This window comes from Micromonospora sp. WMMA1363 (assembly GCF_030345795.1).
In the GTDB taxonomy this organism is placed as follows: domain Bacteria; phylum Actinomycetota; class Actinomycetes; order Mycobacteriales; family Micromonosporaceae; genus Micromonospora.
The window spans coordinates 2,784,824-2,798,163 of the sequence record NZ_JAUALB010000001.1; the positions used below are offsets into that span (position 1 = coordinate 2,784,824).

Below are 13,340 nucleotides of genomic sequence, written 5' to 3' on the forward strand. Positions count from 1 at the left end.
CCGCCGGAGCGTGACCACGTCCCCGCTGATCGGTAGGTCTGACGACGGTTCCCAGGGCCCGACCACCACGAGTGGCCAGTTCGGCGGAACGATGGAGGCGACGGTGCCCGACGAGCAACCTTCTCCGGAAGGGCCGGCCAGTTTCCAGGAGGTGTTCGCCCAGCGCGAGTACCGGGCCGTCTTCACGGCGAGCACGCTGGCCTGGATCGGCGACTACGTCGCGAAGGCCGCGGTCACCCTGCTGATCTACCGGGAGACCGAGTCGGTGGCGCTCTCCGCCGCCGCGTTCGCCGTCAGTTACCTGCCCTGGCTCGTCGGCGGCCCGCTGCTCGCCACGCTCGCCGAGCGGCATCCATACCGCCGGGTGATGGTGGCCTGCGACCTGGTCCGGATGACGCTGATGCTGGTCATCGCCATTCCCGACCTGGCGAGCCCGGCGATCCTGGTCCTGCTCTTCCTCGCCACCCTCGCCAATCCACCGAGCCAGGCCGCACGGTCGGCACTCATGCCGCTGATTCTCACCGGTGACCGCCTCGTGGTCGGGCTGTCGATCAACGCCAGTGTCGGTCAGGCCGCGCAGGTCGTCGGCTACGTGGCGGGTACGGCGATCGCCGTCGTCAACCCCGCCGCCGCCCTGCTGGTGAACGCCGCGACGTTCGCCGCCTCCGCGACACTGGTGCGCCTCGGCGTGGCCGACCGCCCGCCGGCGATGCGCGCCGAGCACCGCAGTCATCTGTTGCGGGAGACCGGCGAGGGCTTCCGCACCGTCTTCGGCAGCCCGATGCTGCGCGCCATCGCGATCCTGGTGTTCAGCGCGATGCTGTTCTCCATCGTCCCGGAGGGTCTCGCCGCGGCCTGGGCCGCCGAGCACGCCGGCGACATGGACGCCGGCAGCGCCCAGGCGGCCATCATGGCCGCCAGCCCTGTCGGGTTCATCCTCGGTGGCCTGATCATCGGTCGAACGGTAGCCCCGACTCGACGGCTTGCCCTGATGCGGCCGCTGGCCGTGCTCGCCCCGCTGGTGCTGGTGCCCTCGCTGCTCAATCCGCCACCGCTGGTGGTGGCGGCGCTCGCCGCGGCGTGCGGGTTCGCCGTCGCCGGCCTGCTGCCCGTGGCGAACGGTCTGTTCGTCCGGAACCTACCCGACGGCTTCCGGGCCCGCGCGTTCGGCGTGATGGCGACCGGCATGCAGGTGATCCAGGGACTCGCCGTGCTCGTAACCGGGCTGCTGGCCGACCGGTTCTCGATCCCCCTGGTGGTGGGCGTCTGGAGCGCGGCAGGGGTGGTGCTGATGACGGTCACCGCTCTGCGCTGGCCACGGGAGTCGCCGGCCCCCACGACCGCACCGGAGCCGGCGGACCCCGGACGGCGCCGGCACGCGGTCACCTAGTCCGGGGCGGGTCGAAATCTGGTGATCCGGCCCACAGCGGTCGGCGCCGGACCGGCTGCGGGGCACCTGGCAGGATGGAACGGTGAATCCCGCAGGTGAGTCAGGCCGTCCCGGCGAGTCGATCAGCTTCTTCGAGGCGGTCGGCGGGGAGCCGACGTTCCGCAGGCTGGTGGACGAGTTCTACGCGGGCGTGGCGACCGACCCGCTGCTGCGCCCGATGTACCCGGAGGAGGACCTGGGGCCGGCGGCGGACCGGCTGACCCTCTTCCTGATGCAGTACTGGGGTGGCCCGAACACGTACTCCGCGCAGCGGGGCCATCCCCGCCTACGGATGCGGCACGCACCGTTTCGGATCGGTGCCGACGAGCGGGACGCATGGCTGCGACACATGCGGCACGCCGTGGACCGACTGGACCTGCCGCCTGGCCTGGCCACCGCGCTCTGGGACTACCTGGAACGGGCCGCCCTGTTCATGGTGAACACGATGGAGGACCCGGCACCGCCGGCGTGACCCGAGCCGCGTCGGCGGTCAGAGCAGGGCGCCTTCGTCGTGCAGCCAGTCGACGAAGCTGGTGGCCACCGCGGCCCCGCAGTCGATCATCTCGACCAGGAGCGCGTCGTGCGCCCCGGCGCCGAACGGCACCTGTAGCTCCGCGTAGATCGGGAGCTGGCCACGCTCCGTCGGGTCGCCGATGTACGCCTTGCAGAACCGGCGGGTGTGGTTCCACTCGTTGACGACGCGATACGCCCGGTCCTCCCAGTCCGGCGGGACGGTCGCGTGCGGACGTGCCCGCATCACCAGGATCTCGTCCTCCGGGCCCTCGAGCGTCACCAGGACGGCGTGCCGCTCCCACATAGCCAGCAGGTTCCCGTCGCCGTCGGCCAGATAGCGCACATCGAGCAGGTCGAGCGCGTCGCAGACCCGGCCCAGCGTGACCGGCTCGACGGTGGCCGGCATGTCCACGACGGGGGGACGATCGGAACCCGGGCAGTCCTCGCCCGGCTGACGGGGGGTCGGCAGTCCGACCCGGACGGTGCCCTCCACTGTGATCCCGCTACGACTGTCCGGCTCACCGCCGCCGTTGGCGGGACCGGGGCGCCATGACCACCACGGCATCGCTCGCGCACCTCACTCCCCAGCGGATCCAGCCGCATACGGTGTGTTGGATCCGAGGATGGACGGTACCCGGACAGCCGGGCGGAAGCATCCCCCCAACGGCAGCCCCAGTCCAGAAGAACGATCGGACATCATCCGATCGGGTGACTAGTCATGCCTCGGACGACAAGATCTGTTGCCGTCTGCAACCAGGTGGCTCCGTACGGACCCACCAAGCCGACCCAGCGGCCGACGGCGCGCACCTGTACCCCGCTCGGCGCCTCCCCCGCGCCCAGGAAGCCCATCCGTACCAGCCCCTGCACCAACCGCTGGGAGACCTCGACCGGCTCGCCGGGCGGATCGTCCGGGGTGACAACCACTGGAACGTGGTCGAGCAGGGCGTCACGCAGCGCCCGTTCGCCGACCGGCCGTCCCGCCACCCCGCGCGTCGAGGCGTCCCGCAGGGCCACAGCGGCGGCCTCGGCGACCCGGCGCACCTCGGCGGCCGGCAGCGTCTCCACCCGGCGGCTGGCCGCCGGCGGCAGCGGCCAGCGCCACTGGGCGTCGCGCCGGGCGGGCAGCGCGCGCCCATCGGTCGTCAGCTCCGCCAACAGCTCGCCGGCCGCCACGGTGACGTCACCCGGGTCGGCTCCGGCCACCGTACGCACCACCAGCGCCCCCCACGGCAGGCGCGCCCAGAGAGCGGTACGGCCCGGCACGCCGGCCGGCCGGAGCCGAACCAGCGCCGCCCGGTCCAGCCGGACCAGTCTGGCCAGGAAGGCGCCTGCGTCAGCGACACCGGCCAGCCCGTGGCCGGGCCCTGCGGCGGCCCGGCCGGCGACGGGCGAACCGGTCACACCGAACCGCCCGGCGGCGCGTAGGTGCGGAGAAACGTGTGCTCCTCCGGGGACAGCCGCCGGGGCAGTTGCCGGTTCAGGTCGAACGGCACCAACACCGAACGGGCCTGGCTCACCAGCCGGTCGCCGTCGTACATCTCGTAGGCGATGGTGAAGGACGCGGCCCGGATCTCCGCCACCCACATCTCGATCCGTACCGTCGGGGCCGCCTCGGCGGTGGCCCGGCCGAGCGCGTAGTCGACCGGCCGCAGGTAGTCGATCTCATGCCGGCGGATTACCACGCCGTCGGCGAACGAGCCCACCCCCCACGCCCGGCCGCCGGCGAACATCAACGCCACCCGCGCCTCCTCATACAGCGTGAGGAAACGCGAGTTGTTGACGTGACCGTACGCGTCCAGGTCGGACCAGCGCAGGGTGCAGTGGTAGACGAACCGGTCAGCCACGGCCCCGGCCCGTCAGTCGCGGGTCAGCTTGCGGTAGGTCACCCGGTGCGGCCGGGCTGCCTCCGCGCCGAGCCGGTCGACCTTGTTCTTCTCGTACGCCTCGAAGTTCCCCTCGAACCAGAACCACTTCGCCGGGTTCTGGTCGTCGCCCTCCCAGGCCAGGATGTGCGTGGCGACCCGGTCGAGGAACATCCGGTCGTGCGAGATGACCACGGCACAGCCGGGAAACTCCAACAGCGCGTTCTCCAGGCTGGAGAGGGTCTCCACGTCCAGGTCGTTGGTCGGTTCGTCGAGCAGGATCACGTTGCCGCCGATCTTGAGCGTCAACGCGAGGTTGAGCCGGTTACGCTCGCCGCCGGAGAGAACCTTGGTCGGCTTCTGCTGATCCGGCCCCTTGAAGCCGAACGCGGCGATGTACGCCCGCGACGGCATCTCGACCTTGCCCACCATGAGGTGGTCCAGCCCGTCGGAGACGACCTCCCAGACAGTCTTGTCGCTGGCCAGGCCCGCACGGGTCTGGTCGACGTAGGACAGCGAGACGGTCTCACCGACCTTGACCGCGCCGGTGGTCGGCTCCTCCAGCCCGACGATGGTCTTGAACAGGGTGGTCTTACCGACGCCGTTGGGGCCGATCACGCCGACGATGCCGTTACGCGGCAGCGAGAAGCTCAGCTCGTCGATCAGCACCCGGGCACCGAACGCCTTGGTGAGGTTCTGCACCTCGATGACGGTGCTGCCCAGGCGCGGGCCCGGCGGGATCTGGATCTCCTCGAAGTCCAGCTTCCGGGTCTTCTCCGCCTCGGCGGCCATCTCGTCGTACCGGTCGAGCCGGGCCTTGGACTTGGTCTGGCGGGCCTTGGCGTTGGAGCGGACCCAGTCCAGCTCCTCGGCGAGCCGCTTCTTCATCTTGGCGTCACGGCGCCCCTCGACGGAGAGCCGGGCGGCCTTCTTCTCCAGGTACGTGGAGTAGTTGCCCTCGTAACCGATGGCCCGACCGCGGTCCAGCTCCAGGATCCAGCCGGCCACATTGTCGAGGAAGTACCGGTCGTGGGTGATCGCCAGGACGGTGCCGGCGTACTTGGCCAGGTGCTGCTCCAGCCACTGCACGCTCTCCGCGTCCAGGTGGTTGGTGGGCTCGTCGAGCAGCAGCAGATCGGGCGCCTCCAGCAACAACTTGCACAGCGCCACCCGGCGGCGCTCACCGCCGGACAGCTTGGTGACGTCGACGTCGGGCGACGGGCAGCGCAGCGCGTCCATGGCCAGCTCGAGCTTGGAGTCGATGTCCCACGCGTCGGCGTTGTCCAGCTCCTCCTGGAGCCGGCCCATCTCCTCCATCAACTCGTCGGAGTAGTCCGTCGCCATCTGCTCGGCGATCTTGTTGAACCGCTCCAGCTTCGCCTTGGTCTCGGCGACCGCCTCCTCGATGTTGCCGAGGACGGTCTTGGCGTCGTTGAGCGGCGGCTCCTGGGCCAGCATGCCGACGGTGTAACCGGGCATCAGCCGAGCCTCGCCGTTGCTCGGCTGGTCCCAGCCCGCCATGATCTTGAGTAGGCTGGACTTACCGGCCCCGTTCGGGCCGACCACACCGATCTTGGCGCCCGGCAGGAAGTTCAGGGTCACGTTGTCGAGCACGACCTTGTCGCCGTGCGCCTTGCGCGCCTTGTCCAGGACGTAGATGAACTGGGCCACGGTGCGGGCTACCTCCGTCGGTTGCGGTCGCGAGCTGGTGGCGTGGGCGCAGGCCACAACTGTCGCCCGCCGCCGGCCGGGCACCGGCCGCACGCACGCCGCCGTCAATCCTGACAGGTACGCCACGCTTCGCCCACATCGCCCCGCCCCGGCGGGTAACCACCGCCCCACTGTTGACAAGATCACGACTGCGGTTCGGCGAGCACGAGACGGGTAGGGAACTCCGGCACGGGGTACAAGACGCCGCAGCTACGCTCAGTACGCTCATCGCGGTTGACCCGTCAGCACCCGGAGGTGGCCGAACGTGACCGTCCGTAGCTCCTTTGTCGTAGTGGCCAACCGACTGCCCGTCGACGAGGTGAGCACACCCGAGGGACGCCAGTGGCGACGCAGCCCGGGCGGGCTGGTCACCGCGCTGCATCCCGTCCTCGCCGAACATCAGGGCACCTGGGTGGGCTGGGCCGGCGGCACCGGCGCCGCTCCCGAGCCGTTCGACCTGGAGGGCATCCGGCTGCACCCGGTGCCGCTGAGCGCGGCGGAGCTGGAACGCTACTACGAGGGGCAGTCGAACGCGACGATCTGGCCGCTCTACCACGATGCGGTCGAGACGCCGGCCTACAAGCGCCGGTGGCGCGAGGTGTACCGCCTGGTCAACGCCCGGTTCGCGGAGGCCGCGGCGGACGTCGCGGCGGAGGGCGCGACCGTCTGGGTTCAGGACTACCAGCTCCAACTGGTCCCGGCGATGCTCCGCGAACTGCGACCCGACCTGCGTATCGGCTTCTTTCTGCACATCCCGTTCCCGCCGATCGAGCTGTTCATGCAGATGCCGTTCCGCACCGAGGTGCTGCGCGGGCTGCTCGGCGCGGATCTGGTGGGCTTCCAGCAGCGGCTGGCGGCGCAGAACTTCGTCCGGCTGGCCCGGCACCTGCTCGGGCTCCGGTACGAGGGGCAGATGATCCAGGTCGACGGCCGCCAGGTGAAGGCGGGCGCCTTTCCCATCTCGATCGACACGAAGGAGATGGAACGGCTCGCCGCCGACCCGGCGATTCAGGCGCGGGCGAAGGAGATCCGCGCGGAGCTGGGGAACCCGAAGACGATCATCCTGGGCGTGGACCGACTCGACTACACCAAGGGCATCGAGTTGCGACTCAAGGCGTTCCGCGAGCTACTGGCTGACGGAAAGCTGACAGTACCGGACGCGGTTATGGTGCAGGTGGCGACGCCGAGCCGCGAGCGCGTGGAGCACTACCAGGCACTTCGCGTCAAGGTCGAGCGCGAGGTTGGTCGGATTAATGGCGAATTTGGCAGGGTCGGCGTCCCGGCGGTGCATTATCTGCATCAGTCGTACAGTCGCACTGAGCTGGCCGCGATGTACGCCGCCGCCGACGTGATGATGGTGACCCCGCTGCGAGACGGAATGAATCTGGTGGCCAAGGAGTACGTCGCATCGCGTGCCGACCAGGGCGGCGCGCTCGTGCTCAGTGAGTTCGCCGGCGCCGCCACCGAGCTGCGCCAGGCGTTCCTGTGCAACCCGCACGACCCGGACGCGGTCAAGGATGCCCTGCTGCGGGCCGTGCACGTGGAGAAGCCGGAGGCCCGTCGACGCATGCGGACAATGCAACGCCATCTGCGCGCCCACGACGTGGGGCAGTGGGCGAAGTCGTTCCTCACCGAGCTCGGCGTGCCCGATGCGGACGCCTCGTGAACGCCACCCCCCAGAGCACCCCGACCGGCGCCGGCACGGACCGGGAGCTGCACACCGCGATCGGCCGGATCGCCCGCGTCCCGCAGCTCCTCATCGCCTGTGACTACGACGGCACGCTCGCACCGATCGTGGCGGACCCGAGCAGGGCCGTGCCGTTGCCGGAATCGGTGGCCGCGGTGCGCGCGCTCGCCTCGCTGCCGCAGACCACCGTGGCGGTGGTCTCCGGCCGGGCGCTACGCGACCTGGCCGCGTTGTCCCGGCTGCCGAGCGAGGTCCACCTGGTCGGCAGCCACGGCTCCGAGTTCGACATCGGTTTCGTCGAGCGGCTCTCCCCCGAACTGATCGCCGTCCGCACCCGGCTGCGCGACGCGCTGCGCGAAGTCGCCGCCGCGCACCCGGGCATCCGACTGGAACGCAAACCGGCCAGCGTTGCCGTGCACACCCGCGGCGTCGACCCGCCGGTCGCCGCCGCCGCCATCGAGGCGGTCCGCAGCGGCCCCGCGACCTGGGACGGCGTCACCGTCACCCAGGGCAAGGAGGTCATCGAGCTGTCGGTGGTGGCCACCCACAAGGGAACCGCCGTCGATCAGTTGCGGACCCAGCTCTCCGCCAGCGCGGTGTTGTTCATCGGTGACGACATCACCGACGAGAACGCTTTCGGTAACCTGCACGGACCGGACGTCGGCATCAAGATCGGGCCGGGCGAGACGAGGGCGCAGTACCGGGTGGCCGAGCCGATCGAGGCGGCCCGGGCCCTCGGGCTGCTGCTGGAGACCCGGCGGCACTGGCTGTTCGGGGAGCGGGCGGTGCCCATCGAGCGGCACTCGATGCTGGCCAACGGGCGTACCGTCGCCCTACTCACCCCCGAAGCCAAGATCACCTGGCTCTGTAACCCCAAACCCGACTCCGCCGCGATCTTCGCTGACCTGGTCGGCGGCAGTCCTGCCGGATACTTCAGCGTCGCGCCGGAGCGCGGCGGCATCCCGCTCGGGCAGCGGTACCGCTCGGGCACCATGACCGTCGAGACCCGCTGGTCCGGCCTGACCGTCACCGACTGGCTCGACTTCCCGACCACCGAGACCACACCGGACGGCCCGGCGATCGTCAGCGCCGACTCGACCCTGATCCGGGTCCTCAGCGGCAGCGGCCGCGCCCGCCTGGAGTTCGCCCCGCGGCCCGAGTTCGGCCAGGTCGCCGTCCAGCTGCAACCGCTCGACGACGGCCTGCTGGTGCTCGGCTCCAACGAACCGGTCGCGCTCTACTCCCCCGGGGTCGAGTGGCAGGTCACCGGTGACAGCGTGTACGAGACGGCCAAGGCCGTCGTCGACCTGTCCGCCGTCGGCGGACAGGTCGTGCTGGAGATGCGGTTCGGCACGCACAGCCTCGAGCACCACCGGCTGGCGATCAACGACCGGCAGGCCGCGGCGGAGCAGCCGTGGAAGGACTGGGTGGCCTCGCTGCGGTTGCCGAACACCGCCCGGGACCTGGTCGCCCGCAGCGCGCTCACGCTGCGCGCGCTCTGCCACGAGCCGAGCGGCTCGATCCTGGCCGCCGCGACCACCTCGCTGCCGGAGGAGCTGGGCGGCGTCCGGAACTGGGACTACCGCTACTGCTGGCTGCGGGACGCCGCGATGACCGCCCGCGCCCTGGTCGACCTCGGCTCGACCGCGGAGGCCGAGGCCCTGCTACGGTGGATCGACGGCGTCGTGGAACGCACCGGCGGACACCCGGAACGGCTGCACCCGCTCTACACCGTCGACGGCTACGAGTTGGGCGCCGAGGCCGTCATCGACACCCTGCCCGGGTACGCCGGCTCGCGGCCGGTCCGGGTCGGCAACCTCGCCAACCACCAACTCCAGCTGGACGTGTTCGGCCCGATCGCCGACCTGATCGCGGCCGTGGCGGATGCGCGCGGCTCGGTCCGCGAGGACGAGTGGCGGGTCCTGGAGAACATGGTCGAGGCGGTCCGCCGTCGCTGGCACGAGCCGGACCACGGCATCTGGGAGGCCCGTCTCCCGCCCCGGCACCACATCTTCTCCAAGGTCATGTGCTGGATGACGGTCGACCGGGCGCTGCACGTGGTGCGCCGGCACGGCGGCGAGGACCGGCCGGAGTGGGTGGAGCTGCGGGACCGGATCGGTGCCAACGTGCTGGAGTTCGGCTGGCACGAGCACGCGGAGGCGTACAGCGTCGCGTACGGGCACGAGGACAGCGACGCGTCCTCCCTCTGGATCGGCCTCTCCGGCCTGCTCCCCGGCGACGACCCGCGCTTCCTGTCAACCGTGCTCAAGATCGAGGCCGACCTCCGCAGCGGCCCGGTCGTCTACCGCTACCACTGGGACGACGGCCTGCCGGGGCGCGAGGGCGGCTTCCACATCTGCACCGCGTGGCTGGTCGAGGCGTACCTGCGTACCGGCCGCCGCACCGATGCGGAAGAGCTGTTCGTCCAGATGACCGACACCGCCGGACCGACCGGGCTGCTGCCCGAGCAGTACGACCCGCTGGCCGAACGCGGGCTGGGTAACCACCCGCAGGCCTACAGCCATCTCGGCGTGATCCGCTGCGCGCTGCTGCTGGACAACATGCTCAAGCAGTGACCGACCAGCATCGACGGCGGCCGGACCCGGTTCCGGCCGCCACCGCGGATCCGGCCGAACGAGAGGATCAGGGTCGGCGCCCGGCGGGCAGAACCCGCTCACCCGTCCGGCGTGAGGGCCGACACCACGTCGCCGATGACGACGATCGCCGGGGGGCGTAGACCGGTTGCGGCCACGTCGTGCGCCACCTCGCCCAGCGTCGAGCGCAGGGCCCGCTGGGCGCCGGTCGTGCCCTCCTGCACCACCACGGCCGGGGTCGCCGCCGGCCGGCCGTGCGCGACCAGGGTGGCGGCGATCGCGGGTAGGTTTTTCAGCCCCATCAGGATCACCAGGGTGCCGCGCAACCCCGCCAGGTGCTCCCAGCGCACCAGCGAGTCGGGCGAGTCGGGCGCGACATGCCCGGACACCACGGTGAATTCGTGCGCCACCGCCCGGTGGGTCACCGGAACACCGGCCGCCGCCGGCACGGCGATCGCGCTCGTCACCCCGGGGACCACCGTGACCGGTACGCACGCCTCGGCGCAGGCCAGCAACTCCTCGCCGCCACGGCCGAAGACGTACGGGTCGCCGCCCTTCAGCCGGACGACGACCTTCCCGGCCAGCGCCCGGTCGACCAGGATGCGGTTGATCTCCTCCTGTGCCCGGGACGGGCCGTAGGGAATCTTGGAGGCGTCGACCAGTTCGACGTCCGGACGCAGTTCGTCCAGGAGCAGCCCGGGCACGAGCCGGTCGGCGACCACCACGTCCGCCTCGGTGAGCAGTCGCCACCCCTTCACGGTGATCAGCTCCGGGTCGCCCGGCCCAGCCCCGACGAGCGCCACGCGTCCGGCCCCAGGGGCGACAGCAGCGGCCCCCTCGTCGACCGTGGTCGTCCGGGTGGGGCTCGGCCGGGCGCCCAGGAGTTCACGGATGGCGTCGCGGACGGTCATCGCGCGGTGCGGGTCGCCGCCGCCGAGGACGGCCACCGTCACCGGGCCGCTCCGGGTGACCGCCGGCGTCCAGGCCGTCGCGGCCGCCCGGTCATCGGCCCGGACGCAGAAGACCCGCCGCTCGGCGGCGGCCGCGCTGACCGACGCGGCGGCCACCGGGTCATCGACCGCCACCTGGACCAGCCACGCGCCGTCGAGATCGTCCGCGGCGAACCGGCGCCGGGCCCAGTGCAGCCGGCCGGCGTCGACGTGGGACCGCAGCGCCGGGGTCAACTCCGGTGCGACCAGGAAGACGTCCGCGCCCGCGTCGAGCAGCGCCGGCACCCGGCGGGTCGCGACCGCTCCCCCGCCCACCACGACAACGCGTCGGCCGGCGAGGCGCAGACCGAGCGGGTACGGGCTGGTCCGCTCGGTCACTTCTCGGCCACTCCCGCCGAGTCGAAGGTGGCCACCTCGTGCAACACCCGTACCGCACCGGTGACCACCGGCAACGCCAGCAGCGCCCCGGTGCCCTCGCCGAGGCGCAACCCGAGGTCGATCAGCGGGGTCAGCCCGAGGTGGCGCAGTGCCACCGTGGCGCCCGGTTCCGCCGAACGGTGCCCGGCGACCATGGCGCCGGTGGCGTGCGGTGCGAAGGCCGCGGCGGCCAGGGCGGCGGAGACCGCGATCACGCCGTCCAGCAGCACCGGGACGCGCCGCGCCGCGGCGCCCAGGATCAGCCCGGCCAGGGCCGCGTGCTCCAGACCTCCGACGGCGGCCAGTACGCCCAGCGGATCGGCCGGGTCGGGGCCGTGCCGGCGCAGCGCGGTCGCGACCATCTCGATCTTGTGCCGGTAGGTGGGGTCGTCGACCCCGGTGCCCCGGCCGGTCGCCTCGGTGGCGTCCACTCCCACGAAGGCCGCGATCAGGGCAGCGGCCGGTGTGGTGTTGCCGATGCCCATGTCCCCGGTGAGCAGGATGGCGGCCCCGGCGTCGACCAGTTCCCCGGCGACCCGGATCCCGGTCTCGACCGCGGCCCGGGTCTCGTCCCGGGTCAGCGCGGCGCCGAGCGTCATGTCCCGGGTGCCGCGTCGTACGTTCGCCTCGACCAGTCGCGGCGCCGGTCCGGTGCCCGCACCGGCCACCGGCGCCGTGGCGACCCCGACGTCCACCACGGTGACCGAGGCGCCGGCCTGCCGGGCGAACGCGTTGACCACCGCCCCGCCGGCCAGGAAGTTGCCGATCATCTGGGCGGTGACCTCCTGCGGCCATGGAGTCACGCCCTGGGCGTGCACGCCGTGGTCACCGGCGAAGATGGCCACGGCGGCCGGTTCGGGCAGCGGCGGCGGGCAGGTCCCGGCCAGACCGGCGAGGCGTACGGAGAGCTCCTCCAGGGCACCGAGCGAGCCGGCGGGCTTGGTGAGCCGGGCCTGCCGGTCCCGGGCGTCGGCCATCGCCCGCTCGTCGAGCCGTCCGATCGCCGCGATCGTCGTGTCCAGCATCATGCCTCCAGGATCTCCGCAAGTACCTCGGTGAAAGCGTCGGTGGTCGCCGGGTCGCGGACGGCGACCCGTAGCCAGTCCGGGCCGAGCCCGGGAAACGTGTCGCCGCGGCGTACCGCCCAGCCGCGCTCGCGCAGTGTGGCTCGCACGGCGGCGGCGCCGGGCAGGTGAAGCAGCACGAAGGCGCTGGCTGGCCGGCCGGCGACGCGTACCCCCGGCAGCGCCGTCAGGCGTGCGACCAGGTGGTCGCGGTCGGCGGCGAGGCGCGCGGCGATCTCGCGCTCAGCCTCGATCGCCTCGGGCGCGGCGCAGGCCGCGGCGGCGGCCAGCGCCGGGCTCGAGACCGCCCACAGCGGCTGCACGGCGGCGAGCCGGTCCAGCAGGGCGGCCTCGCCGAGCAGGTAGCCGACCCGCAGCCCGGCCAGCCCCCAGGTCTTGGTGAGGCTCCGGACGACCAGCAAACCCGGCAGGTCGCGTCGGCCGGCGAACGATTCCGGCTCGCCGGGCGCCCCCGGCGCGGTGGTGGTGTCGGCGAACGCCTCGTCGATGACGAGAACCCGCCCCGGCCGAGCCAGCGTGGCCAGGTCGACGGCGGGGTGCAGCACCGAGGTCGGGTTGGTCGGGTTGCCGACCATGACCAGGTCGGCGTCCGCGGGGATCCGGCCGGGGTCGAGCCGGAACCCCGCGCCTGGGTCGAGCAGCACATGCTCGACCTGGTGCCCCGCCGCCCGCAGGGCGACCTCCGGCTCGGTGAACTGGGGATGCACGACCACCGGGCGGCGGGCCCCGCGCAGCGCCTGCGCGATCAGCACGAAGCCCTCGGCGGCGCCGGAGGTCAGCAGCACCTCGGCCGGGGGGCGCCCGTGCCGGGCGGCGACGGCGGCCCGCGCCGGCCTCGGGTCCGGGTACGCGGCCAGGTCGTCGAGCGCCGCGGTGATCGGGGCCGCCAGCCAGTCGGGCATCGGGGCTCGGCGCACGTTGACGGCGAGGTCGACCAGGCCCGGGGTGGCCTCGGCGTCGCCGTGGTGCCGGAGGTCGGGCTCGGCAGTGGCGTGCCCGCCGGTGGCGGGGGCGCGACCGGGCGGGCCGGCGGGGGCACCGGGTCGGGTGCGGATCGCGCCGGGGCATGCCTCGATCGGCTGAGCACACATGA

The 13,340-nt window shown here is 72.4% G+C and carries 11 protein-coding genes; 4 read left to right on the plus strand and 7 right to left on the minus strand.

The features are described 5' to 3' along the window. The first annotated feature begins 91 nt into the window (after nucleotides 1-91). Together QTQ03_RS12765 and QTQ03_RS12770 are read left to right on the plus strand one after the other, a co-directional pair. Nucleotides 92-1,390, plus strand: a complete 1,299-nt coding sequence (locus QTQ03_RS12765) for an MFS transporter (protein ID WP_502889858.1) — start codon at nucleotides 92-94, stop codon at nucleotides 1,388-1,390. Nucleotides 1,391-1,472: 82 nt separating this feature from the next. Further along, nucleotides 1,473-1,901: a globin gene (locus QTQ03_RS12770; RefSeq protein ID WP_289278205.1), complete on the plus strand. Its 429-nt coding sequence runs from the start codon at nucleotides 1,473-1,475 to the stop codon at nucleotides 1,899-1,901. An 18-nt stretch (nucleotides 1,902-1,919) separates the two neighbouring features. On the opposite strand, the gene QTQ03_RS12775 is transcribed toward QTQ03_RS12770, so the two are convergent. The 4 genes from QTQ03_RS12775 to ettA all read right to left on the minus strand — a co-directional run bounded on the left by QTQ03_RS12775 (nucleotide 1,920) and on the right by ettA (nucleotide 5,475). Continuing rightward, nucleotides 1,920-2,507, minus strand: coding sequence for a type III secretion system chaperone family protein (locus QTQ03_RS12775; protein WP_289278206.1), 588 nt, complete (start codon nucleotides 2,505-2,507; stop codon nucleotides 1,920-1,922). 131 nt (nucleotides 2,508-2,638) lie between these two features. After that, the gene (locus QTQ03_RS12780; RefSeq protein WP_289278207.1) at nucleotides 2,639-3,343 is read right to left on the minus strand and encodes a DUF8185 domain-containing protein; all 705 of its coding nucleotides are present in this window, start codon (nucleotides 3,341-3,343) and stop codon (nucleotides 2,639-2,641) included. Beyond that, nucleotides 3,340-3,786 carry an acyl-CoA thioesterase gene (locus QTQ03_RS12785; RefSeq protein ID WP_289278208.1) on the minus strand — a complete coding sequence of 149 codons (447 nt, stop codon included), beginning with the start codon at nucleotides 3,784-3,786 and terminating at the stop codon, nucleotides 3,340-3,342. Before QTQ03_RS12785 ends, QTQ03_RS12780 begins: the two co-directional genes overlap by 4 nt. A gap of 12 nt (nucleotides 3,787-3,798) precedes the next feature. Beyond that, entirely contained in the window at nucleotides 3,799-5,475 is a 1,677-nt protein-coding gene (gene ettA / locus QTQ03_RS12790) for an energy-dependent translational throttle protein EttA (RefSeq protein WP_289278209.1), read from the minus strand. 304 nt (nucleotides 5,476-5,779) lie between these two features. Here ettA and QTQ03_RS12795 point away from each other — a divergent pair, with 304 nt between their 5' ends. Further along, on the plus strand, nucleotides 5,780-7,180 hold the full coding sequence (locus QTQ03_RS12795; protein ID WP_289278210.1) for an alpha,alpha-trehalose-phosphate synthase (UDP-forming): 1,401 nt from the start codon (nucleotides 5,780-5,782) through the stop codon (nucleotides 7,178-7,180). Continuing rightward, nucleotides 7,177-9,777: a trehalose-phosphatase gene (gene otsB / locus QTQ03_RS12800; protein WP_289278211.1), complete on the plus strand. Its 2,601-nt coding sequence runs from the start codon at nucleotides 7,177-7,179 to the stop codon at nucleotides 9,775-9,777. The genes QTQ03_RS12795 and otsB overlap by 4 nt, the downstream gene beginning before the upstream one ends. Nucleotides 9,778-9,875: 98 nt before the next feature. Here otsB and cobA read toward each other — a convergent pair whose 3' ends face one another. The 3 genes from cobA to cobC are packed head-to-tail and all read right to left on the minus strand — an operon-like array spanning nucleotide 9,876 to nucleotide 13,338. Next, on the minus strand, nucleotides 9,876-11,123 hold the full coding sequence (gene cobA / locus QTQ03_RS12805) for a uroporphyrinogen-III C-methyltransferase (RefSeq protein WP_289278212.1): 1,248 nt from the start codon (nucleotides 11,121-11,123) through the stop codon (nucleotides 9,876-9,878). Beyond that, on the minus strand, nucleotides 11,120-12,187 hold the full coding sequence (cobT, locus tag QTQ03_RS12810; protein ID WP_289280800.1) for a nicotinate-nucleotide--dimethylbenzimidazole phosphoribosyltransferase: 1,068 nt from the start codon (nucleotides 12,185-12,187) through the stop codon (nucleotides 11,120-11,122). Before cobT ends, cobA begins: the two co-directional genes overlap by 4 nt. Continuing rightward, nucleotides 12,187-13,338, minus strand: a complete 1,152-nt coding sequence (gene cobC, locus QTQ03_RS12815; RefSeq protein ID WP_289278213.1) for an Rv2231c family histidinol phosphate aminotransferase CobC — start codon at nucleotides 13,336-13,338, stop codon at nucleotides 12,187-12,189. Before cobC ends, cobT begins: the two co-directional genes overlap by 1 nt. Between the last annotated feature and the right edge of the window lie 2 nt (nucleotides 13,339-13,340).